Source organism: Paenibacillus guangzhouensis (assembly GCF_009363075.1).
In the GTDB taxonomy this organism is placed as follows: Bacteria; Bacillota; Bacilli; order Paenibacillales; family Paenibacillaceae; genus Paenibacillus_K; species Paenibacillus_K guangzhouensis.
In genome coordinates this window covers 4355788-4378202 of the sequence record NZ_CP045293.1, presented here as the reverse complement: position 1 = coordinate 4378202, position 22415 = coordinate 4355788, and the positions used below count along the sequence as shown (strand labels likewise).

General features: G+C 48.3%; 21 protein-coding genes, 2 tRNA genes, 1 pseudogene and 1 riboswitch. Of the genes and pseudogenes, 16 read left to right on the top strand and 8 right to left on the bottom strand.

The window, feature by feature from the left end; genetic code table 11:
• The first annotated feature begins 17 nt into the window (after positions 1-17).
• The 4 genes from GCU39_RS19715 to GCU39_RS19700 all read left to right on the top strand — a co-directional run bounded on the left by GCU39_RS19715 (position 18) and on the right by GCU39_RS19700 (position 4049).
• Positions 18-1358, top strand: a complete 1341-nt coding sequence (locus tag GCU39_RS19715; protein ID WP_152395075.1) for an alpha/beta hydrolase — start codon at positions 18-20, stop codon at positions 1356-1358.
• Between the two features lie 5 nt (positions 1359-1363).
• Positions 1364-2695 carry an alpha/beta hydrolase gene (locus GCU39_RS19710; RefSeq protein WP_152395074.1) on the top strand — a complete coding sequence of 444 codons (1332 nt, stop codon included), beginning with the start codon at positions 1364-1366 and terminating at the stop codon, positions 2693-2695.
• A gap of 25 nt (positions 2696-2720) precedes the next feature.
• Complete coding sequence (locus tag GCU39_RS19705) at positions 2721-3239, top strand: hypothetical protein (RefSeq protein ID WP_152395073.1); 519 nt, start codon at positions 2721-2723, stop codon at positions 3237-3239.
• A 102-nt stretch (positions 3240-3341) separates the two neighbouring features.
• On the top strand, positions 3342-4049 hold the full coding sequence (locus GCU39_RS19700; RefSeq protein ID WP_152395072.1) for a DUF421 domain-containing protein: 708 nt from the start codon (positions 3342-3344) through the stop codon (positions 4047-4049).
• A gap of 39 nt (positions 4050-4088) precedes the next feature.
• On the opposite strand, the gene GCU39_RS19695 is transcribed toward GCU39_RS19700, so the two are convergent.
• Positions 4089-5111 (bottom strand): glycosyl hydrolase family 18 protein, encoded by a 1023-nt coding sequence (locus tag GCU39_RS19695; RefSeq protein ID WP_193726555.1) that lies wholly within the window; start codon positions 5109-5111, stop codon positions 4089-4091.
• A gap of 178 nt (positions 5112-5289) precedes the next feature.
• Between GCU39_RS19695 and GCU39_RS19690 the strand changes: the two genes are divergently transcribed.
• Positions 5290-5721 carry a CBS domain-containing protein gene (locus GCU39_RS19690; protein WP_152395070.1) on the top strand — a complete coding sequence of 144 codons (432 nt, stop codon included), beginning with the start codon at positions 5290-5292 and terminating at the stop codon, positions 5719-5721.
• 155 nt (positions 5722-5876) lie between these two features.
• Here GCU39_RS19690 and mgtA read toward each other — a convergent pair whose 3' ends face one another.
• The 4 genes and pseudogenes from mgtA to GCU39_RS19665 form a co-directional block, all read right to left on the bottom strand.
• Positions 5877-8510 carry a magnesium-translocating P-type ATPase gene (gene mgtA / locus GCU39_RS19685; protein WP_152395069.1) on the bottom strand — a complete coding sequence of 878 codons (2634 nt, stop codon included), beginning with the start codon at positions 8508-8510 and terminating at the stop codon, positions 5877-5879.
• A 354-nt stretch (positions 8511-8864) separates the two neighbouring features.
• Positions 8865-9040, bottom strand: a riboswitch (M-box (ykoK) riboswitch).
• 184 nt (positions 9041-9224) lie between these two features.
• The gene (locus GCU39_RS19675) at positions 9225-10157 is read right to left on the bottom strand and encodes a glycine betaine ABC transporter substrate-binding protein (protein WP_152395067.1); all 933 of its coding nucleotides are present in this window, start codon (positions 10155-10157) and stop codon (positions 9225-9227) included.
• A gap of 37 nt (positions 10158-10194) precedes the next feature.
• Positions 10195-11017: pseudogene (locus tag GCU39_RS19670) on the bottom strand (ABC transporter permease); the annotation flags it as partial.
• Entirely contained in the window at positions 11010-12212 is a 1203-nt protein-coding gene (locus tag GCU39_RS19665) for a quaternary amine ABC transporter ATP-binding protein (RefSeq protein WP_152395065.1), read from the bottom strand. The gene GCU39_RS19665 and the pseudogene GCU39_RS19670, both read right to left, overlap by 8 nt.
• A gap of 363 nt (positions 12213-12575) precedes the next feature.
• Here GCU39_RS19665 and GCU39_RS19660 point away from each other — a divergent pair, with 363 nt between their 5' ends.
• The 3 genes from GCU39_RS19660 to GCU39_RS19650 all read left to right on the top strand — a co-directional run bounded on the left by GCU39_RS19660 (position 12576) and on the right by GCU39_RS19650 (position 14639).
• A complete protein-coding gene (locus GCU39_RS19660; protein ID WP_152395064.1) occupies positions 12576-13127 on the top strand; it encodes a GbsR/MarR family transcriptional regulator in 552 nt (183 codons plus the stop codon).
• 80 nt (positions 13128-13207) lie between these two features.
• The gene (locus tag GCU39_RS19655) at positions 13208-13561 is read left to right on the top strand and encodes a hypothetical protein (RefSeq protein WP_152395063.1); all 354 of its coding nucleotides are present in this window, start codon (positions 13208-13210) and stop codon (positions 13559-13561) included.
• 400 nt (positions 13562-13961) lie between these two features.
• Positions 13962-14639 carry a DUF559 domain-containing protein gene (locus tag GCU39_RS19650; protein WP_407671568.1) on the top strand — a complete coding sequence of 226 codons (678 nt, stop codon included), beginning with the start codon at positions 13962-13964 and terminating at the stop codon, positions 14637-14639.
• 78 nt (positions 14640-14717) lie between these two features.
• Here GCU39_RS19650 and GCU39_RS19645 read toward each other — a convergent pair whose 3' ends face one another.
• Entirely contained in the window at positions 14718-14966 is a 249-nt protein-coding gene (locus GCU39_RS19645) for a hypothetical protein (protein WP_152395062.1), read from the bottom strand.
• A 218-nt stretch (positions 14967-15184) separates the two neighbouring features.
• Between GCU39_RS19645 and GCU39_RS19640 the strand changes: the two genes are divergently transcribed.
• The 5 genes from GCU39_RS19640 to GCU39_RS19620 all read left to right on the top strand — a co-directional run bounded on the left by GCU39_RS19640 (position 15185) and on the right by GCU39_RS19620 (position 20847).
• A complete protein-coding gene (locus GCU39_RS19640; protein ID WP_152395061.1) occupies positions 15185-16288 on the top strand; it encodes a LolA family protein in 1104 nt (367 codons plus the stop codon).
• Between the two features lie 203 nt (positions 16289-16491).
• Positions 16492-17673, top strand: coding sequence for an alanine racemase (gene alr, locus GCU39_RS19635; RefSeq protein WP_152395060.1), 1182 nt, complete (start codon positions 16492-16494; stop codon positions 17671-17673).
• A 239-nt stretch (positions 17674-17912) separates the two neighbouring features.
• Positions 17913-18194: a CopG family ribbon-helix-helix protein gene (locus GCU39_RS19630; protein WP_018757642.1), complete on the top strand. Its 282-nt coding sequence runs from the start codon at positions 17913-17915 to the stop codon at positions 18192-18194.
• A 3-nt stretch (positions 18195-18197) separates the two neighbouring features.
• The gene (locus tag GCU39_RS19625) at positions 18198-18548 is read left to right on the top strand and encodes a type II toxin-antitoxin system PemK/MazF family toxin (protein WP_026263981.1); all 351 of its coding nucleotides are present in this window, start codon (positions 18198-18200) and stop codon (positions 18546-18548) included.
• 94 nt (positions 18549-18642) lie between these two features.
• The gene (locus tag GCU39_RS19620) at positions 18643-20847 is read left to right on the top strand and encodes a Tex family protein (protein ID WP_152395059.1); all 2205 of its coding nucleotides are present in this window, start codon (positions 18643-18645) and stop codon (positions 20845-20847) included.
• An 80-nt stretch (positions 20848-20927) separates the two neighbouring features.
• On the opposite strand, the gene cmpA is transcribed toward GCU39_RS19620, so the two are convergent.
• A complete protein-coding gene (gene cmpA / locus GCU39_RS19615) occupies positions 20928-21065 on the bottom strand; it encodes a cortex morphogenetic protein CmpA (protein WP_152395058.1) in 138 nt (45 codons plus the stop codon).
• 178 nt (positions 21066-21243) lie between these two features.
• Positions 21244-21591: a hydrolase/acyltransferase gene (locus GCU39_RS19610; protein WP_152395057.1), complete on the bottom strand. Its 348-nt coding sequence runs from the start codon at positions 21589-21591 to the stop codon at positions 21244-21246.
• Positions 21592-21695: 104 nt separating this feature from the next.
• On the opposite strand from GCU39_RS19610, the gene GCU39_RS19605 reads away from it, so the two are divergent.
• From GCU39_RS19605 to GCU39_RS19595, 3 genes are all read left to right on the top strand, one after another.
• Positions 21696-22172 carry a SprT family protein gene (locus tag GCU39_RS19605; protein WP_152395056.1) on the top strand — a complete coding sequence of 159 codons (477 nt, stop codon included), beginning with the start codon at positions 21696-21698 and terminating at the stop codon, positions 22170-22172.
• Positions 22173-22219: 47 nt separating this feature from the next.
• Positions 22220-22295: transfer RNA gene (locus GCU39_RS19600), tRNA-Asn, on the top strand.
• Between the two features lie 9 nt (positions 22296-22304).
• A tRNA-Ser gene (locus GCU39_RS19595) sits at positions 22305-22396 on the top strand.
• The last annotated feature ends 19 nt before the right edge of the window (positions 22397-22415 follow it).

Here is a 22415-nt window from a genome sequence, read left to right as displayed (position 1 = left end):
GGTGAGGAGAATGCGAAGTGGATATTTCGCGGTTCATTAGACTAGAAAATTTCGAATCAAAAATACTAAATAATAGAAGAGATATGTTTATCTATTTGCCCCCAAGCTATAACCTGAATGATCAAGTGCGGTATCCTGTCTTATATATGCAGGATGGGCAGCATGTTTTTTTCGCAGATCAGAAGGGTGAATCTTGGGATGTGCATCAGGTCGTCGATCGGCTTGTTGCCGAGGGGAAGATGAAGGAGATCATCGTGATCGCTATCTCGCATATTGAAGATGCTAGAATTGCTGAATATATGCATGAGAATCCGCAAGGACACAATATTTTCGGCACAACGAATCAAGGCGAAATGTACGAACAATTTCTCATTCAAGAAGTTAAGCCATATGTCGATGCAACCTATCGGACGCTGCCGGGCCGAGAGCATACGGCATTAATGGGTTCATCGGCCGGCGGTCTCGTCTCCTACAATATTGGATTCAGGCATTCGGAGACGTTCGGCATGATCGGCGCGTTATGTCCTTTCTTCGTCAGCGTTGATCCGAATACGATGGAAGACCGTTGGCTAAGCCATGTGTACACGGAGAAGAAGGATCTGAAAATATGGATGGATGTCGGCGATGCCGAAGGCTTCACCGTGATGGAGAAGCATGTGCGTCAGGTGGCGGATGTCCTGATCCGATCGGGATTCCAGCCTGGTAAGGATCTGATGTATTATTATGCCGTCGATTCCGGTCATTCGCAGAAGGACTGGGCTGCTAGAGTGCACGCACCGCTCCTATACTTCTTCGGGGAGATTGGTAAGCCGGTTCGCGTGGAATTACATGGACCAGAGACCATTGGTGTACAGGGAGCGAAGTGCAATGTCAATGCGATTGTCCACTTCGATAGCGGGTTTATAATGACCGATTTACAAGGAACCTTTGAAGTCGCTGATCCTGAACTGCTTCATGTCACGGCAGACGGAAGACTCCGCGCGAAGAGACCCGGCAAGACGAAGGTGACTTATCGGTATGGGCATCTAGCCGCTTCTATGGAGATGAAGATTATCCCGTATCTGTCCCCGACAGCAACCGTGAACGTCTTCGTGAAGGTGCCGACGGCTACGCCACAGACGGACACACTCTATGCAGGCATTGAGCTGCCTATGATCCATAATCGACTCTACGGCGGAACGTTCGAAGTGCCGCGAGATATGTCATTCGAATTTCGTATTTCTAGAGGACTGGGCAAGCATGAGACGGATCGTTACGGTCATGAGGTCCCTTACCGCAAATTTACCGTTACGGATGGACTAATTCTGAATTATGTCGTGGAGAATTGGGTAGATTGTGTGCCCGCGAGGGGAGTGTAACGTGCATGGAGCATCGTTCAAGTATTCTTAGAATTGAGAGCTTCTATTCATCCTATCTGGAGAATCGAAGAGATCTATTCGTCTATTTGCCGCCGAGCTATGATCTTGATCAGGGCCGAAGATATCCGGTGTTGTATATGCATGATGGGCAGAACATTTTCCATCCGGCATTCAACGGGTATTCATGGCATGTTCATACGACCATCGATCGGTTGGTGGAGGGCGGCGTCATCGAAGAAATCATCGTTGTCGGCATCGCGAACATGGGGATGGAGCGGTCTAATGAATTTACCCATGACTTGGAGGGTGTGCGTTATCAGGATGACAAGGTGGATATTCGGCCGCTAGGGCACATCTATGAGAAATTCCTCATTGAAGAGGTTAAACCCTATATGGATCGGATATTTCGGACGAAGCCAGAGGCAGAGCACACGGCATTGATGGGTTCTTCCCGCGGGGGTCAAGTTACGTACCATATCGGTCTCCGACGGCCGGATGTATTCAGCAAACTTGGGATCATCTCACCTTACTTGTACTATGTAGATCCGGTGACACTGGAAGAATTCCCACAATATCACACATTTGAATCGAAACAGCCGATATCCCGGATATGGATTGACCTGGGCAGCAGTGAAGGCTTATTGATCATGGAGAAGCATGTGCGCGAAGCAGCGGAGAAGCTGGCAGCGCTCGGGTACGAGGCCGACAATGAATTGTGCTATCTATATGCCCCAGGCGCAGCTCATGTGGAGAAAGATTGGGCAGCAAGGCTGGCTTCGCCGTTGATTCATTTCTATGGACACCAGAGCGCGGCACGTGCCGTGACTTTACAAGGCGATGATGAAGTGGGGCTGGTAGGAGCGAAGAGTCGATTGAATCCTATCGTCGAGATGGAGAATGGACTTCAGATGACATTGCTGCGTGCGGACTATCAGGTGGCGAATCCAGAGATCCTCGATATAAAAGCAGATGGTACCCTTGTTCCGAAATGCGTGGGGGAGACGACGATTACGGTGCAATATCGAGGAGTTCGTGCTAGTAGAACCATTCGAGTGATTCCGGAAACGCCTGAGCATGTGATTCTGGATTTGAATGTGTATGTACCGACGGGTCTGCCGGAGAATGTTCGGATGTATGCATGGTTCCCTCTTACGGATGCGGGTCAGGGGACTTATAAGACGCGCTTGCGTCTTCCGCTGCACACAGAGCTTGTGTTCCAAGTGACAAGAACGGATGGCCGCATCGAGGTCGATTGCAATGGAAATACGATAGAACACAACTATAAAGCATCAGCTGACGGGACCGTCGACATCCATGTGGTGCGTTGGTCTTCGTAGATAGCAGGAAAAGGATAGATCAAAGATGAGAAAAATAATCCTGGGATGTATTTGCGGCGTCGTTCTGTTCTCAGGAGCAGCATACGCGGCATCCAGCTTAACAACGAAGAGTGAACAGCCGCAATCCATCAATCAGCAGAAAACCCAGGTACAGAAGTTACCCATCACACAGACAATTGACGATATCGAGGTTACGGTACATGCCGTGAGACTGATGCCAGAGAAGACGGACTTCGAAATTACGATCAAGAACAACAAGACAGATGAGTCGATCATGCCTGTATTGGTTCACAGCAAGGCAGTCGCGAATGTTCAAGTAAAAGGCAAAGTGTCTGAAACGGTGGACATCGCACAGGATAACCCGGATTTTCGCGATCGTACGATCAAACCGAGCAAAGAGAAATATGGATGGTTAAGCTATACAGGTCTATCCGGTCAAGAGGTTCAAAATTTGACGTTAAACTTCTCCGTGAAAGGGAAGGACAACCAGAGAAACTTCTCCTTCGCTATCGATTGCAAGGATCTCCAATTCCGCAAGCTGTAATAAGCGGTGCGCATCTCTGGTAATATCTGTTTATTTCATTCGTGTTATGGGCATATTAGCAGCATGCTTATACGATAAATGAACGGATAAGGAGAAATTGAGATGAATGAGATGTTCGAGATCGTGATCCGATCTATCGCGTCGTTTGGGCTCATGATGGTCATTGCACGGATACTAGGCAAAGCGACGATCTCCCAAATGACCTATCACGATTTTGTAGCGGCTATCACGCTCGGGGCAATCACAGCCAACCTCGCATTTAATGTGAAAATGAGTGGTTGGCAGCTGCTCGTTGCTCTAATTATTTTCGGCGGTATTGCCTACTTGTTCTTGGTGCTTGCGATGAACAGCCGTATGATCCGCAAATGGATATCCGGTCAGCCGACGGTTATTATTCAAGAAGGACAAATTCTAGAGAATAATATGCGGAAGTTGAAGTTTACCCTCGACACCTTAAATCAGGAGCTGCGGGAGAAAAATATATTTAATATTGAAGAAGTCGAATATGCGGTGCTGGAGCTGAACGGCAAATTGTCCGTACTGCGCAAAGAAGAGTATCTGCCCGTTACACGCAAAGATTTTAAGATGAAAAGCACGAAGCAACTTTTTCCGATCGAGCTGATCATGGACGGCGAGATTATCGACGATAATCTGAATCAGAATGGGGTCAACAAGACATGGCTATTGCAGCAAGTAAAGAAGAGAGGGCTTGCGGTTGAAGATGTAAGCTATGCCGTCAAGAGCTCCAATGGCCACTTGTTCTTGGACCCGTTCAAAGATCGGGTCAAACATCCCGTGGACAAAGAATAGTCCGACGTCACGTGCTGCAGTTGTTGCAGCACGTATCAGCTATTTGCGAAACGCATCCCATATTTCAGGCGGCTCCTGGCCCATAAACCAGACAGCCGCCCCTCTTAGTTTGTAGCGGTCAACGAGTTCTAAGCGCTCTTTCATGGATTTCTCATCTTCCACCCAGATTTGATGCTTCTTCTCATCCTCGGTATATTCCACCCGATATTGTTTTGAATTCGTATCCCACGCTTTCTTTAACCCTTTACCTTCTATTATTTTTTTGGCCTCTACGAGCGTAAGCTCCATTTGCTCTGATTTTTTCGTGTGGAGGTTGGTCACCCAATCTCTTGTGTAGAAAGGAACCGCAAGAATGACCTTGCGTGCGGGCACCTCTTTTAATAACAATTGAACCCCTTGCTCGACCCATGGTAAGGAGGCGACAGAGCCGATTTTTCCGCCTTCGCTTAAATCCTCGTCATACCCCATCATAATGATATAGTCGGCAGCCTTACCGAGCTCTCGCCGATCAAAACTGCCAGACCAGAAAGGATCCGGGTTTTCACGGCTGACATCCACAGAGACGAGGATGCCATGAGGATGTAGTGCTGCATGAAGTTCACGAATGAAGGATACATACACTTCTTTATCTTGAATATCGATATTTTCAAAATCAACATTGATTCCATCGATATCATTCTTCACGAGCAAGTTGCGCAGCTGTTGAATCAATTGTTCCCGTTTCTTTTTATTGCTTAGGATCTTGTGCGTGAGACTGGAATCGAATCGATTCCCGAATAGAGGCCAGACATGTCGGCCGGATTGATGCGCCCAGTGGATGTAACTCGGGTCCAGTGAAGAATGCAACAAATCCTTCTCATGCAATCGGAACCAGCTAGGCGATACGACATTCACAAGCGGGGCTTTGTTATTCTGCGCGACATATTTCTCTGTTGTGCCAAAAGCGTTCCATCCTAAAATGATGCGATTGCTGCAGTGGGCGGTCTCTTGTTCTGGCGGCTGCGCGGATTCTTTTGGTGGAGGAGTAGGGGCTGCTGTACGGCATGATGTGAGTAGGATCATCGTGCACATCAGAAGAGGCAGGGTTGAACGTCGCATCTATCATACAATCCCTTCATGAAATGATGACTGTCTTCGTATTGTATCCTTCCCTCCAGGGTGTGAATGTACTCTAACAAAGCGATGGAATAGGATGAGCCCAAACGGGCTATTCTAATCCCTGAATAAGGAGGGTGTTACAATGAAAACTTTACGTGAAATTATGACAACCAATTGCGAGACCGTTACACCAGATGAGAATATCTACCAAATTGCTGTGATGATGGAGCAGAATGATATCGGCTTCGTGCCGGTTGTGAGAGGCGACAGATTGATTGGTGTTGTCACAGACCGTGATCTGGCGGTTCGTGGATATGCGACCAAGCGGCCGGGCTCTACGCCTGCCGAAGAAGTAATGACGAAAGACATTGTTACGGCATCACCGGATATGTCTGTGGATGAAGCAGCAGAGCTGATGTCGAGGGAGATGATTCGTCGGCTAGCGGTCGTAGAGGATGGCCGCCTTGTTGGCGTGGTAGCGATAGGTGATCTCGCTATGCAGGATCAATTCCAACATATGGCCAGCAGTGCGCTTCGGGATATATCCGAACACACGGATGTGCCGCATCATTAATGAGCATGAAGAAGCCCAGCACCGATAGGTGCCGGGCTTCTTTTCTTCCACAATAGACTTATAAGTTTTGCGACAAGCAAAGCACCAAAGTTAATTTGGCATAAAAACCAACCTTTAAACGCGGTCGCTTATCTTGAGTGTCCCCGGTAAAGGTTTTATAGCCATTCGTTAAATCTGCGGATATACCATTTCTTCACCCACTGGGTGAGGACACAATAGCTGAGCAGAATCCCGACGAGCCAAGGGAAGTAGCTTAGAGGCAACGGCTGTAACCCAATGCTGTCGCCAAATGCGGAGAATGGAATATAAATACCGACCATCATGATCGCGCCAGTGAGTAGAATGACAGGCAAGCTAGCCTTGCTCTGGATGAAGGGTACCTTTTCGGTGCGTATCATGTGCACGATTAACGTTTGGGACAAGAGCCCTTCAATGAACCAACCCGACTGGAACAAGGATTGCGCTCCCACGGTATTGGCTGCGAATACATGGAACATGACGAAATAAGTGATGTAATCAAAGATCGAACTGATCGGACCGATGAAGATCATGAATCGGCCGACAGATTTGGCATCCCATTTCTTCGGTTTCGCTAGAAATTCTTTGTCCATGTTATCCCACGGGAGGGACAGCTGAGAGATATCGTAGAATAGGTTCTGGATCAACAGGTGAATCGGAAGCATCGGCAGGAACGGCAGGAAGATACTAGCGCCGAGCACGCTGAACATATTGCCGAAGTTGGAGCTGGCCGTCATTTTAATATATTTAATAATGTTGCCAAATGTTTTGCGTCCTTCAATAATTCCTTGCTCAAGTACCATTAGGCTTTTCTCGAGCAAGATAATATCGGCCGATTCTTTCGCAATATCAACAGCGGTATCGACAGATATGCCTACGTCGGCATCCTTGAGGGAAGCAGCGTCATTAATGCCGTCTCCCATGAAGCCAACAGTATGGCCTTTGCTCTGCAAGGCTCTTACAATGCGAGATTTCTGCATCGGATTAAGCTTAGCGAATACCGTTGTATGCTCTGCGAGGTCAGCGAGCTGGCTTTCGGACAGATGCTCGATATCGCTGCCGAGGACGATGTAGCCGGCTTCAAGCCCGACTTCCTGGCAGACACGGCGCGTGACGGCTGCATTATCGCCCGTGAGCACTTTGACGGCAACGCCATTTTCTTTTAACGCACGGATTGCGGTCACAGCACTCTCCTTCGGCGGATCGAGGAATCCGATGTAGCCGACGAGAATCATATCGCTCTCATCTTGAACTCCATATGGGTCTTGCTTTGGTGCCGTAGTCTTTATGGCGACAGCGATCACTCGTAGCCCATCCATATTAAGCTGGTCAACCAGCTTCTTCATGTTATTTGTCATGTCTGCGGTTAGCGGCACGATTTGATTATGATCCATCGCATGTGTACAATGCGTAAGAATTTCTTCCATGGCTCCTTTACAGATCAAGATATGGTCATTGTCACTTTTCTCGAGAACGACAGACATCCGGCGACGATTGAAATCGAATGGGATTTCATCGATTTTGGTATAGTTCTTCGTGACACCAAGCGCATCGGTGAGTTCAGCATGCTCTAGAACGGCAACATCGAGCAGGTTTTTGAGGCCGGTCTGATGATAGCTGTTCAAATAAGCATACTTCAGCACATGATTATCCTCATTCCCATGAATATCAAGATGCCGCTTGAGAATGATTTTGTCTTTGGTTAGGGTACCGGTTTTGTCTGTACAGAGAATGTTCATGGCGCCAAAGTTCTGAATCGCGTTGAGCTTCTTAACGACAACCTGATTGCGAGCCATAGAGGCAGCGCCTTTCGCTAAATTGGCCGTTACGATCATCGGCAGCATCTCAGGCGTCAGTCCAACTGCGACCGAAAGACCGAAGAACAAGGCTTCCACCCAGTCCCCTTTCGTAAATCCGTTGATGAAGAATATGATCGGAACCATGATAAGCATGAAGCGAATGATGACGAACGTAACGCTGTTAACCCCTTTATCGAAGCTGGTCATGGGACGTTTGCCCACGAGCGTTCTGGCCATGGAGCCAAAATAAGTGGACGTACCAGTCGATACGACGACAGCTGTAGCCGTGCCACTAATGATGTTGGTTCCCATATAACCCATGTTAGGCAGTTCCAATGCATTGATGGTTCGCTGGGTGCGTTTTTTGACGATGATGTCTCGTGGCAATGAATCTTGCTTCTCCACAGGCAAGGCTTCCCCTGTCAATGCAGATTCGGCTACGAATAGATCCTTGGATGCAATGAATCTGACGTCGGCTGGGATTAAGTCGCCGGCCGAGAAATGAATGATATCGCCAGGAACGAGCTGCTCCATATCGATTTCTTGTCGGGTGTCGCCGCGGGTGACTGTAACGGTTGTCTTGACCATCGCTTTGAGCTTCTCCACCGTTTTCATCGAACGGAATTCTTGGGTGAAAGTGATCAATACGCTAATGGATACCATCGTGCTGATAATGATGACGGCTTCCAGATCGGTTGTGATATAAGAGAATAGATCAAGTCCGAGCAGAATGAGAATGAATGGATTCTTGAAACAGGACAGCAGCTGAATGTACCAAGCGGGCGGTTTATCGTGTGCGATCACATTGGTTCCGAATTGTTCTAATTTGCTGGTGGCTTCAGCGGTTGTCAGACCGTTTGGGTTAGCATTCAGATCTTCCATCAGATCATCGATATGGCAAGTCGATGCCTCGATGAGCTGCGAAGCGATTTTCTTGTTATAGGTTTCATGGTTGAGTTTTTGTTGTTTCATGGTTCATCCCTCCAAAAGTTGCACCGCCGCATTGATGGCGATACATCGGCATTAAAAAAGCTCTCCCCGGGATGAGGGAGAGCCGCCTAATAAGCGTGACGTTTATTCGCTCACTGCTTGCATACACATAACGAAATAGACCTGCCTGAATAATAGGCAACGCCGGGAACGAATAGCGCATGGTGTGCAGTTGTGAGTGAAGAGAACATCGTTCTCCCTCAAAGTACGAGGATTTTGATTCGTGTAATGACTACTACTCGGACTACCGTCCATGTGAAAGTTCCCCCCTAGTTTCGAATGAACATAAAATAACCCTCTAGTATGACTAGAGGGTTTAAGGACGCACAAATAAACATCCGTTCCCCCTAGTCGAGTTTTGGCACTATACAACGTAAAGAAAACGGAAAGTTCTCTTAGCCACCTTATGAAAAGCCTTAATCCGGCAATCCCTGTTCTACCCATTGGCATCTTTCGATGTTTCCGGGCAGTGGCCTGTATTTGTATAGGAGCCTCACCTAACGAGGACATTTGAATTTACAACCGAATGATACTCTTTACTGGATGATGTGTCAACCATATTTTTTCCACAATACGGGGTTGATCATCTTTGGATGTACATGAATAGAAGTTCTTACGTCCATACCGATCGGCTAAGATTATCTTATGTTGCTTGACTGATCTTGGCACATGTGAAAGGCCTATCTTATTAAGATTTTACGAAGCACGCAGATCTTCAATAGAATTAACGTTCATATACGCCGGCACGACTAATCCCGTTTTCACGCCGGACATATTCGGCCCAAGATCATCTAGTTTGTCTTTATACTTCGCCCAATAATCCGCATGGGTTAGCGGCAGCCATGCCGCAGCCGAGACATCGACATCGCCGTTCGCAACCCCTGTGAACATCGGCCCAGCTTCGACTTGCAGCGCGTTGACCTTGTATCCAAGCTTGGATTCAAGTACATATTTGAGCAGATTCGTGCTGGCGATTTCCGAATCCCAAGCAACGTATCCGATCTTAATCGTGTCGCCTTTGACTGGCGTCAGGCCTTCGATCCATGGCTTAATGCGCTCTGGATTGGCTTCAGCCCATGTCTTCGCCGCCTCCGCTGGGGAGATGCCTTCTTGAATCGACGTCATGATCTGACCCATCTCTTCCGGTGTCCACTCGAACCGATCCAGGAAGGTATAGGCGACCGGATGATCCTTCTTCAGTCCTTTGCGGGCAATCGTATGGATCTCTTCCGCGTCGCCGAACGATTTTTTCGGATCTTCTAAATACTTGAGCTCGTATTTCGAGAACATCCAGTGGGGTGTCCACCCCGTAATAATAATCGGGCTCTGCTGTTTAATCGCTTTATCGAGTGTAGCTGTCATGGCTGCACCGGAACCTTCTACGAGGGTCCAATCCGACAATTGGTAGTCCTGCAAGGCTTTATGTGCTGCCTTCATAATCCCGGCACCCGGATCAATCCCGATAATCTGGTAGTTGGTCTGTGCGCCTACAGATTCATCTGAAGTTGTTTTATTGCTTTTGGGAATGGTCTCCCCTAATGTTCGGCGATCCGGATTAAGACAACCCGATAGCAGCGAGATCATGAGGAGACTAACCAGAACAACCTGGATCGTTTTTACATTGCGCATGTCTGTTCACTCCTTTCACGAATAGGAAGCTGTTATCTCTTCTTCGTCTTGAATATATTTTGACTCAGACGGTCGAGCACAATCGCTAGAATAACAACGACAAGACCCGCCTCGAAGCCTTTACCAATCTGGAGCTGCGTCACAGCGCGGTAGACTTCGGCTCCGATGCCTTGCGCCCCGATCATAGAAGCGATAACGACCATGGACAGCGAGAGCATGATGGTCTGGTTCACACCGGCCATCAGCGTTGGCATCGCAAGAGGCAATTGCACCTTGAATAACTTCTGGAAGGCCGTCGATCCGAATGCATTCGAAGCTTCGACCAATTCCTCCGGCACTTGTTTGATGCCTAGCTGGGTTAACCGAATCGTCGGCGGGATCGAGAAAATCACAGACGCAATAACCCCAGGCACGACGCCTAAGCTGAAGAAGGTAACCGCGGGCAGCAAATATACAAAGGCAGGCATCGTCTGCATGAAATCCAGAATCGGTATGATAATGCGGGATGCCGTCCGATTATAGGCGGTTAGAATGCCAATCGGTACTCCAAGCACAATGGAGATGAGCCCGGAAGTAATAACAAGAGCGAGACTGTCCATCGTCTGTGTCCAATAGTCGAGGTTGTAGATCAACAAGAACCCGATCATGGAGAATAGTGCAAGCGGAATGCGGCCAGCCCAATAGGCGATGACGCCGAGAATAATAATGAAGATAATCGGATGCGGAAGTAGGAACAACCAGGCGATAAAATCGACGACCGTCGCGATAATGAGCGAGATCGCATCGAATAGAACGGAGAGATGGTCGCTCATCCACTCCACAAGGCTCTGAACCCACTCGGCCACGGGAATTCTAGGCATGATCGGTCACCTCCTTGAAGTCGATCTCGCCGGCTAACGCCCCGAGGAGCGCTCCACGGACAATGACGCCGAGCAGTCGGTTATCGTTGTCTACGACGGCTAGCGGCACCTTTGCGGAGCTGGTAATTTCGAATAGTTCACCAATAAGGCGTTCAGGTGTAACCTTTGGCCCGTCGGTGATCAGGATATCTTGCAGCGAGTGATTGTTTTTGTATGCATTGGATGCATCTTCGGCCGTAATGACGCCAAGTAAATGCTTCGAACGGTCGATGACGAAGAGGTTCGAAATACCGCGTTCGCGCATGAGTTGCAGTGCAGTCCTTGGACCGCGATCAAGCGTAATCGTCTCCGGACGACGCATGACGTGGGATGCCGTTAAGACTTTGGATAAGTCGACGTCTTCCACGAAGCGTTCAACGAACTGGTTTGCCGGCTGCATCAGAATTTCCTCTGGCGTGCCGACCTGAACGACCGAACCTTCCCTCATGAGCGCAATGCGATCCCCGATACGTAGTGCCTCATCGAGGTCATGGGTAATGAAGATGATTGTCTTCTTCATGCGAAGCTGCAGCTCCAGCAGTTCATCCTGCATATCGCGCCGAATGAGCGGATCCAGCGCACTGAAGGCTTCGTCCATGAGTAGAACTTCAGGATCATTGGCGAGCGCTCGAGCGAGCCCGACACGTTGCTGCATCCCGCCGCTGAGTTCATCTGGCTTTTTATCGCCCCAGCCTTTTAGACCGACGAGCTCTAGAGATTGCAGAGCTTTTTCTCGGCGCGTCTTTTTGTCGACCTTCTGAATTTCGAGACCGTATTCCACATTCTCGATGACCGAGCGATGCGGGAAGAGCGCGAATTTCTGGAACACCATACTGATCGTTTTCCGGCGAACATGACGGAGTTGTTCTTTATTCATTTTCATGATGTCTTGCCCATGCACGAGAATCTGACCGGATGTCGGCTCAATGAGACGATTGAACATTCGTACGAGTGTTGATTTCCCGCTGCCGGAGAGCCCCATGATAACGAAAATTTCACCTTGCTGAATATCGAGATTGACGCGATTGACACCGACGGTAATCTGTTTTTCTTTGGCAAGCTGCTGCTTGGAATAGCCTTGCTTCAGAAGAGCAACGCCTTGCTCTTGATTGGGTCCGAACAGTTTAATCACATCTTTTATTTCCAATATAGCCATACGATTCACCCCTTTAAGTTGATAGGTTGTTTCGGTTGCGTGCTGAATGTGCTACCCATTGTAACAGAGAAAGTCACATTTTTTCAACCATTAATTCTGTATGTTTGGTATGTACAGAAAAAACTGTACAAAGTAAATTCGCTCAATTTTCCCTGATTTTTCTGGATCTCACGCGTTATTGCAGTCCTTTACATTTAATTTCCCATTCCTTAAAATAGACAATGATCCGCCGCTTGGCATAAATCCCAAACGGTACGGTATAACTATAATTACCAATATCATTCATAATAATGTAGCAAGGTCATTGCAGGAGGGCGTGCAGCGCCTGCTTTATGATGGATTGAGAATAGGAGGTTACAAGCAATGAGCTTGGACCAGTTAAGTCAAGAGGAACAGAACGCGGTGCTTCGGGTACGCAAGCGTGTCATTGAGGCGATCGGGCGCAATATGGATTTATACGGGGTTACGTTATCTACCGGGCATTTGTACGGGCTGCTTTTTTTCGCGGACAAGCCGATGACCCTCGATGAGATGGGCCGAGAAATGAGTATGAGTAAAACAAGCATGAGTACCAGCATGCGTACGCTGCTTGATTTGAATATGGTGAACAAAGTATGGGAGAAGGGCTCCCGCAAAGACCTCTATGAGGTGGAGTATGATTGGTATCAGACGTTTACCGACTATTTTGCCATCGAGTGGCGAAAAGCGGTGGAGACGAATATCCAGATCATTCGGCGTTCGATTGAAGAGATCAGCCGGATGATGCGGGAGATTCCCGAGGATACGGCCATTCACGGCGTACTTGAAGTGGACAAGCGCAAGATGGAAGAGGCGGTCCGGTACTATTCCTGGCTCAATCGATTGATTGACTGCTTGGAGAATGGCGATATCTATAAGTTGGTGCCGAAGGAGTAGCGGGTGGGACCACTGATTGGAAAAAGGAATAGCGACTGCTGAGGAACGTCTCTGCTCGATAAGGGCAGGGGCGTTTTGCTTTGGATTGGCTGTCGATAATCGGCCCGTCAGGCGCCGCTAAGCCCGAAATAACTGCAAAAAAGCAGTTATTTGGCTCGATAGACAGCGTACCGGCCGAACTAACTGCAAAAAGGCAGTTAAATGGCTCAAAAGGCTGCGTATCAGCCGAAATAACTGCAAAAAGGCAGTTAAATGGCTCGATAGACTGCGTATCAGCCGAAATAACTGCAAAAAAGCAGTTAATTGGCACGAAAGGTTGCGTTATCGCCGAAATAACTGCAAAAAAGCAGTTAATTGACTCGCTAGATTGCGTTATCGGCCGAAATAACTGCAAAAAAGCAGTTAAATGGCACGAAAGGTTGCGTATCAGCTGAAATAACTGCAAAAAAGCAGTTAATTGGCACGAAAGGCTGCGTATCGGCCGAAATAACTGCAAAAAAGCAGTTAAATGGCACGAAAGGTTGCGTTATCGCCGAAATAACTGCAAAAAAGCAGTTAAATGGCACGAAAGGTTGCGTATCAGCTGAAATAACTGCAAAAAAGCAGTTAATTGGCTCGATAGACTGCGTACCAGCCGAAATAACTGCAAAAAGGCAGTTAATGTCCGCCAACCATATGAATATCCGAGACATCAGCACGGTAAGCGTTGAAATTGTGCACTCAAGCGGGTATGATGGGAGAAATGGAATATTTCACATGACGAAGAACGTCTCTGCTTATCGTTGGATAAGGACAGGGGCGTTTTTTTGTTGTGTAACGAATGGAGATGGTGGCATGGCATTGGAATATGAAAAAGCACATGAGATGTGGCTTGCTTCCCATGTGAAAAGTAGATCTGGTGAGCGAAAAGTGCGCTTAGAACGCGGACATCAGCACGGTGAGGAGCTTTTTCTGCGTCAAGTATGGTGGCCTGTAGTAGGGAATCTAGAGCAGCTTCATCCGGAATATGAAGTAATGGATTGGAGAGGCCGGTCGTATTTCGCAGACTTTGCATGGATTACGGGTGAGCTCAAAGTGATCATCGAGATCAAGGGATTTGGCCCACATGTTCGTGATATGGATCGCACGCGCTATTGTCAGGAGCTCAATCGCGAGACATTCCTGCAAGCGATGGGGTATCGCGTTATTTCATTTGCTTATGATGATGTGGCGGATCGGCCAGAGTTATGCATTACGCTGCTAAAAATGATTTTGAGTCGGTATCACGTCGAAAGATCAAATGTTGTGGCAACACGAAATGAACGTGAAGTCATCCGCCTTGCGCATCAATTGGCGCGGCCCCTACGACCAAAGGATGTTGAATCGCATTTGGATGTGTGTCATCGTACTTCGGTTCGTGTGCTGCTAGCGTTGTCTGCAAAAGGTTATCTGAATCCGATTCGGAGTGAAAGTGGAATTCGAGTAACGAAATATACCCTGACTGGAAAGCCGATGGGCGAGATCATTTGGTGAGGGGGAAAATAACTGCAAAAAAGCAGTTAATCAGCTTGCTAGGCGCCGCTAAGCTCGAAAATAACTGCAAAAAAGCAGTTAATCGGCCCGCCAGGCGTTGCCAAGCCCGAAAATAACTGCAAAAAAGCAGTTAATCAGCCCGCTAGGCGCCGCTAAGCTCGAAATTAACTGCAAAAAGCAGTTAATCGGCCCGCCAGGCGTTGCTAAGTCCGAAATAACTGCAAAAAAGCAGTTAATCGGCCCGTCAGGCGCCGCTAAGCCCGAAATAACTGCAAAAAAGCAGTTAATCAGCTCGCTAGGCGCCTCTAAGCTCGAAATTAGCTGCAAAAAAGCAGTTAATCGGCCCGCGAGGCGTTGCCAAGCCCGAAAATAACTGCAAATATGCAGTTATTCAGCCCGCCAGTGCGCTCCTCATCGCCCCACCTCCACCTCGGACAAGCTGACGAAAGAGGTTGTCACGCTTGTCATGCTAGTCTGCATAATTGGCCAAGATCCCTCATAGACATGTATCAATGAATTAACAATTTTGCAGAGGGGATGATTTCATGCGTCGGATCACATGGATAACGGCCATAGTGATGTGCGTAACATTGTTGCTATCAGGGTGTGGGACAAAAGATGCAGCAGCGATTGTCAAGGATTTGGATCATGTGGTCAGCAAACTATCGAGTTATCAAGGATCAGGTACGATGACACTGCATACGGGACAGCAGCCGCAAGAATATCAGGTTGAAGTCTGGTATCAGAACCCATCGTACTACCGCATTGCGCTCAAAAATGCCAAGAAAGATATTACCCAAATCGTCCTGCGCAACGATGAAGGCGTGTTCGTCTTAACGCCTAGCTTGAACAAGAGCTTCCGCTTCCAGAGCGATTGGCCGGAGAAGCAAGGTCAGGTCTATCTTTACCAAACCTTGGTTCATAGCATACTCCAAGACAATGCGCGCCAATTCGCTTCCGAGAAGGAATCTTACGTGTTCGATGTGCTAGCGAATTACCAGACGAGTGCGTTGGTTCGCCAGAAGATTTGGTTAAATAAAGAGACCTATGCGCCAAAACAAGTCCAAGTGACCGATGCGAATTCGAACGTCGTTGTCGAGGTGAAATTCGATCAGTTCGATTTCAATGCGAAATTCGAGAAGGATTCCTTTGAGATGCAGCGTAATATGACTACAGGCATGAATATCGAAGTCCTGCCTACGACAGGCCAAGTAACGGAGAATGGTGATACTGGATCCGCTACGCAGGAAGGAGAACCAGCCACGGATCCGAGCAAGGAGACAACAGCTGAGCCAACGAAAGATTTGGGACCATTCGGTATGATCGAACCTGGCTATATTCCTGCGAACGTCACGCTGCAAGATGCAAAGGAAATCTCCGATGCGCCAGATTATGCGGTGCTTCTCAGATACTCAGGGGATTATAACTTTACGCTGCGCGAATCAAGACCACAAGATCGCAAAGTAGCTATTATGGAAGGCGAGAGTGTTGACCTTGGCTTCACCATTGGTCATCTGACAGGTACAGAACAACGTACATTAACTTGGATGACGGATGAAGGGATTGAATACCGTCTCTCCAGCGCGGATCTTCCGCAGTCTGAGATGGTCAGCATTGCTACTTCTCTCATCGATCAGTCCGGCAAATAATCATGCATCGAAGCTGTGCAACGGCTAATTAATGGCCGTATGCACAGCTTTTTTCTTTTCCACAACATTAACTGTGAAATAATGTATTTCATTCCATGATTATGTGCATTGCATTGACAGTTCCAGGGCGTTAGGATTAAATAATGTGTATTAGAATCGGATAAATATAGAGATCGTGGACTGTTGAAGAGAAGGTGGATGAATTGGATTCATACTATCGCCCGACAAGGGCTGAGATTTCATTAAATGCATTACGACATAACATCGAAGCATTTCGCAGCTTGATCCCAGCAGACACGAAACTCCTAGCATGTGTCAAAGCTAATGCCTATGGACATGGCGCGGTTGGCATTGCACGCGAGGCGGAGCGACTCGGGATTGATTATTTGAGCGTTGCTTTTCTAGATGAAGCATTGCAATTGCGATATGCAGGTATACAGACACCGATTCTCGTCCTAGGATACACAGGGCCTGAAGGGCTGGCACTTGCAAGACAGCACCAGATTACATTAATGGTGTTCAGCGAAGACGTGGCCGAAGCCGCAGCAGCTTTGCCTGAAGATCCAGAGCAACCACTCAAAGTTCATGTAAAAGTGGACTCTGGCATGGGGAGATTGGGCCTGCTCGCAGGGCAAGAAGCGGTAGACTTTGTAGAGCGTATGCTCACTCTTCCGCAAGTAGATGTGGAAGGTATCTTCACGCATTTCTCTTGCGCGGACGAGACGAATAAGGAATATACCATGGGGCAATACAGGGGTTTTCAAGCAACGATTGACGAATTGCAGACGCGCGGTATTACACTTCCGATCATTCATACAGGAAATAGCGCGACAGGGATCGATCTGCCCGAATTGACGGGCAATATGTTACGCCTGGGGATCAGTCTGTACGGACTGTATCCATCCAAAGAAGTGATGAAGGAACGCGTAGCGCTGAAGCCAATCTTGACGCTGCGAACGAGACTCACACGTGTGAAACGCCTTCCTAAGGATACGGGGATCAGCTATGGCAAACGATATATGACGCAGCAGGAAGAAGAGTGTATTGGAACGCTGCCTGTCGGGTATGCAGATGGATTTTCGCGCATGATGAGCGGTAAAGTCGAAGTGTTGATTCGTGGACAGCGTGTACCGGTCGTAGGTACGATCTGTATGGATCAATGCATGGTGAAGCTGAGCGGACTAGAAGAGCAAGGTGAATCCCTTCAAGCGGGAGAAGAGGTTGTCCTGATCGGCTCGCAAGGCGGAGAACGGATTAGCGTAGAAGAAATCGCAGATCATACAGGTACCATTAATTATGAGACCGTCTGTATGCTGACAGATCGTATACCACGTATTTATATACGGGACGGCGTGCCTGTTGAGATTGACAATCGATTGTTATAAAAGTGAGCTACAGCAATATTTACCAATAATTTCTTTGTCGTATTAAAAGGGTTTTCGCATCCTATTCTCGAATAAGTACATGAGTATAGTAGTCGATAACACCCGATTCGCGGGCATATGCTAATCCAGTGATCATACTTGGTATATATCAAGCATATATATTCTTTTGTATAAATTTCCTCGGTTATCGACATACTGGTATTAATTGTTGTTGAAAGTTTGTGGGGGTGCGAGTAAAAGTGTCCAATGTTCAGAACACGAAAAGAATCATGATCAGTCTGCCGGACAATCTGCTGCAAGAAGTGGATGGGATCGTGGCTAAGGAAAATTCCAACCGAAGTGAATTTATTCGGCAAGCAATGAAGTTGTATTTAATGGATCGGAAGAAACGGTATATTCGGGAATCGATGCAACGTGGCTATATGGAGATGGCCAAAATTAATTTGACCATGGCATCGGAAGCATTTTACGCGGAGGAAGATGCGGAGGGCACTCTTGGTCGTCTAGTTAGTGGGGTGTAACCATTGATAGTGAAGCGTGGCGACGTATTTTTTGCGGATCTCTCGCCTGTCGTCGGTTCGGAGCAAGGTGGGGTAAGACCTGTATTGATTATCCAGAATGACATCGGCAATCGCTTCAGCCCAACCGTCATCGTCGCGGCTATTACAGCGCAAATTCAGAAAGCAAAGCTGCCGACGCATGTGGAAATTGATGCAGAGACCCATGGATTTGACAGGGACTCTGTTATTTTGCTCGAACAGATTCGAACGATCGATAAGCAGCGGCTTACCGATAAAATCACTCATCTAGATGAGGAAACGATGCGCAAGGTAGACGATGGTCTCCAGATCAGCATCGGATTAATCGAATTTTGAGATGTACCATGACGCGAGGGTTCTTCGAGCCCTTGTTTTTTTTTGTCATTTTGAGAAAATAGAAGAAGGATGTTAACAAAGTGAGGGATTGTGAATGACGGATCAGACAGCGGAAGCTGGAACAGCAGCAGAAGCAATGAAAGCTGCGGAACTCGAACGTATTATGAAGCAGATGGCGAAGGAGATCGGGCTTGCGCTGAAACAGGTGCGAACGACTGTCCAGTTGCTGGATGAAGGGAATACCATCCCGTTCATCGCACGTTACCGGAAAGAAATGACGGGGGAGCTGGATGAGAATCAGCTTCGCTCCATTGAAGAACGATTGAATTATTTGCGTAACTTAGAAGAGCGGAAGCGTGAAGTGATCCGCATCATTGAAGAACAAGGGAAGCTGACTCCAGAGCTCCAACAGGCGATTGTCAGTGCTGAGAAGCTGCAGGAGGTTGAGGACCTCTATCGTCCTTACCGTCAGAAACGGAAGACAAGAGCGAGTGTGGCGAAGGAAAAAGGACTAGAGCCTCTCTCGGTTTGGATCTGGGCACAGCCGAAGCAAGGGAATGTCATGCAGGAGGCTGCGGCGTACATCAGCGAAGAGAAGGGCGTAGCGACCGCAGAGGAAGCATTGCAAGGCGCAATGGATATTCTGGCAGAGGTCATTGCGGATGACGCGAAGATCCGTGCCTGGGTGCGTCAGCACACCGTCGATCAAGGCTTGCTGCGTACGGAAGCAAAGGACGCGGAGCAGGAATCTGTCTACGAAATGTATTATGCGTATCAGGAACCGATTAAGAAGCTGCCGCCGCATCGTACCCTCGCGATTAATCGTGGAGAACGTGAAGATATCTTGAAGGTATCGGTCGAAGTGCAGACAGACCGGATTCATCAATACATAGGCAAGCAAGTCATCCAAGGCGCCTCTGTCGTTCAAGACGTGTTGACGACCGTCATTGAGGATGCGTATAAACGTTTAATCGCGCCTTCGATTGAACGTGAGGTTCGAAATGAATTAACGGAGAAAGCCGAAGAGCAAGCGATTCAGATCTTCGCAGGCAATCTGCGCAACTTGCTGTTACAGCCACCGGTAAAAGGGAAATGCGTGCTTGGCGTCGACCCGGCTTATCGGACGGGCTGTAAGCTGGCTGTCGTCGATGAGACGGGCAAGCTGCTTGAAGTAGCCGTGACCTATCCAACACCGCCGAACAACAAAGTGGCGGAAGCAGAAGCGGTTTTCAATCGATTGATTAGCAAATACGACATTGAACTGATCGTCATCGGTAATGGTACGGCATCGCGGGAGACGGAACAGTTCGTCGTGGATGTCATGAGCAAGAACAAGGGACGCGGCTTGCAGTACCTGATCGTTAGTGAAGCGGGCGCTAGTGTGTATTCCGCATCGAAGATCGCGCAGGAGGAATTCCCGGATCTAGACGTGGCCGAACGCAGCGCGGTATCGATTGCGCGCCGGATGCAGGATCCGCTCGCGGAGCTCGTGAAGATTGATCCGAAAGCGATTGGGGTCGGGCAATATCAGCATGATGTAACGCAGAAGCGCTTGGAAGAGAGCTTAGGCGCTGTCGTCGAATCGGCCGTGAACCATGTCGGTGTCGATGTGAATACGGCATCGCCGTCGCTCTTGTCCTATGTGGCAGGCGTGAACAGCACGATTGCGAAGAATATCGTGAAATTCCGTGAGGAGAACGGCAAATTTACATCACGGAAGCAGTTGCAGAAGGTACCACGTCTCGGGGCGAAGACGTATGAGCAATGTATCGGCTTCATGCGGATTACGGATGGCGAGAACCCGCTCGATAAGACGCCGATTCATCCGGAATCGTATAATGTCGTAGATCAATTGTTCAAGGATCTGCGTTACGAGCTGAAGCAAGTCGGCTCGAAGGAGCTTGCAGCGGGGCTCGCGATCGTAGATCCAGCGGATGTATCAGCTAGGCTCGGTGTTGGCGTACCGACTCTTCGTGATATATTGGACAGCTTGCAGCGTCCGGGCCGAGATCCGCGTGAGGAGCTGCCACCGCCGATTTTCCGTACAGATGTGCTGAAGCTGGAGGATCTCAAGCCAGGGATGGAACTGCACGGTACGGTGCGCAATGTGATCGATTTTGGTGCATTCGTAGATATCGGGATTAAGAATGATGGACTTGTCCATATTTCGCAGCTGAGCGATAAGTTCGTGAAGCATCCGATGGATGTCGTCTCCGTCGGGGATAATGTTACGGTATGGGTGTTGAATGTGGATGAGAAGAAAGGCCGCGTTGGGTTAACGATGCGCAAGCCTTCGTAAGTCTAAAGCTAATACGATAACATAAAACAGGGTAGCGGCCCGTGGGACTTCAATAGAACGATGTCCTGGGCGCTACCCTGTTACATTTTCGATGTCTCTTCGTGTGAAGATACGGATCTTCTTGAATAGAAGAACCAACAATCGTTTAACAATTTAATCTGTCGACGGTCTTTCTTGTGGAAGGCTTTCATGAGTTGATTGCACAGCCATTGCGGCATCGCCCTTCCTCCTCCCAAACCTGGTGTAATATTACCATATGGGCGGAAGTGCGATCCTGTGCACGTCCTCTTGCAGTTAACAAGCAATTAAATGACGGCTGATTGCTTAGATGTCTTCATAGGTGCCGCAAAGTACCTGATTCGACTACGAAGTCATAGCCTCACTTTGTGGGGCATTTTATGCTTCTTCTTCGTACCACTGCTCTAACTGGGCTTGCAGCGCGCGGATTTCCGTGAGCAGCGAGATAAGCGGGTAGCTCTTCTCTTGAATGGACGCGAAGGATTGCTCTAGACGATTCAAATAATCAAGTCCGCTCTCGATCGATGACGTCTCTTGCAGCAATTCCAGCGTATCGCATTCTGCGATCGCTAATGGAAGCACCGGAACGCGCTCTGCAGTAAGTTTGCTCACTTCTTTGTTCAGGCGCAGGTTCAACGCACTTAATTGATAAGCATAGTCGCTTGGCATTTCGATAAACTCAAGGCTTCTCTCGTGTTGTAGAATAATATAACGCATCTTCGGCATTGGTGGTAAATCTCCCCTCAGTTAACGATTCTACTTGACAGTGTAGCCCAAGATGGCGTTACAATTCAAGAGTTAGTAGACGAGCAGGGAAGGGATGATGAACGGTGAATGATGCGGAGTTGCAAGCTTGGATTGAACGGATATCGCAGGAGAGTTTTGGGATTCCATTTCGTCATCGCGCGAGGTTCAATCCCAGGTTGCGATCTACAGGCGGGCGTTATTTCCTGAAGAGTCACGATATTGAGATCAATCCTCATCAACTCGAAGCCAACGGTTTGGACGAGGTGGAGAAAATCATCAAGCATGAATTATGCCACTACCATCTACATTTGCAGAAGCGCGGCTATCAGCATCGAGACCCTGAATTTAAGGCATTGCTCGCGAAGGTTGGAGGCAGTCGATTCTGCAGTCATTTACCGACAACCGTGAAGCCGAAGCGGCGTGTGGAACCGTATCGATACGAGCTGCGTTGCGAACGCTGCGGGACGTCGTATAAGCGCAAACGGCGAATGGATCCTCGAAAATACGCTTGTGGGAAGTGCAGAGGAAGGCTTGAACTTTTTTTACTTAAAACAACTTGACTTCGCTTACATTTCATGATAAATTAATACTTGTCACTTTTGAATATTCCCTGATAGCTCAGTTGGTAGAGCACTCGACTGTTAATCGAGTTGTCACAGGTTCGAGTCCTGTTCGGGGAGCCATTCTTATCTGGAGAGATACCCAAGTGGCTATAAGGGGACCCTCTGCTAAGGGGTTAGACTGCGTAAGCGGTGCGAGGGTTCGAATCCCTCTCTCTCCGCCATACATAACAACTAGAAAGA

Excerpts from the sequence above, each read along its gene's own strand:
- mgtA (WP_152395069.1), bottom strand. The coding sequence starts at position 8,510 with ATGAAACAACAAAAACTCAACCATGAAACCTATAACAAGAAAATCGCT.
- cmpA (WP_152395058.1), bottom strand. The coding sequence starts at position 21,065 with ATGCCGCAATGGCTGTGCAATCAACTCATGAAAGCCTTCCACAAGAAA.
- GCU39_RS19640 (WP_152395061.1), top strand. The coding sequence starts at position 15,185 with ATGCGTCGGATCACATGGATAACGGCCATAGTGATGTGCGTAACATTG.
- GCU39_RS19650 (WP_407671568.1), top strand. The coding sequence starts at position 13,962 with ATGGCATTGGAATATGAAAAAGCACATGAGATGTGGCTTGCTTCCCAT.
- GCU39_RS19660 (WP_152395064.1), top strand. The coding sequence starts at position 12,576 with ATGAGCTTGGACCAGTTAAGTCAAGAGGAACAGAACGCGGTGCTTCGG.
- GCU39_RS19710 (WP_152395074.1), top strand. The coding sequence starts at position 1,364 with ATGGAGCATCGTTCAAGTATTCTTAGAATTGAGAGCTTCTATTCATCC.
- GCU39_RS19620 (WP_152395059.1), top strand. The coding sequence starts at position 18,643 with ATGACGGATCAGACAGCGGAAGCTGGAACAGCAGCAGAAGCAATGAAA.
- GCU39_RS19695 (WP_193726555.1), bottom strand. The coding sequence starts at position 5,111 with ATGATCCTACTCACATCATGCCGTACAGCAGCCCCTACTCCTCCACCA.
- GCU39_RS19690 (WP_152395070.1), top strand. The coding sequence starts at position 5,290 with ATGAAAACTTTACGTGAAATTATGACAACCAATTGCGAGACCGTTACA.
- GCU39_RS19675 (WP_152395067.1), bottom strand. The coding sequence starts at position 10,157 with ATGCGCAATGTAAAAACGATCCAGGTTGTTCTGGTTAGTCTCCTCATG.
- GCU39_RS19665 (WP_152395065.1), bottom strand. The coding sequence starts at position 12,212 with ATGGCTATATTGGAAATAAAAGATGTGATTAAACTGTTCGGACCCAAT.
- GCU39_RS19700 (WP_152395072.1), top strand. The coding sequence starts at position 3,342 with ATGAATGAGATGTTCGAGATCGTGATCCGATCTATCGCGTCGTTTGGG.
- GCU39_RS19610 (WP_152395057.1), bottom strand. The coding sequence starts at position 21,591 with ATGCCGAAGATGCGTTATATTATTCTACAACACGAGAGAAGCCTTGAG.
- GCU39_RS19705 (WP_152395073.1), top strand. The coding sequence starts at position 2,721 with ATGAGAAAAATAATCCTGGGATGTATTTGCGGCGTCGTTCTGTTCTCA.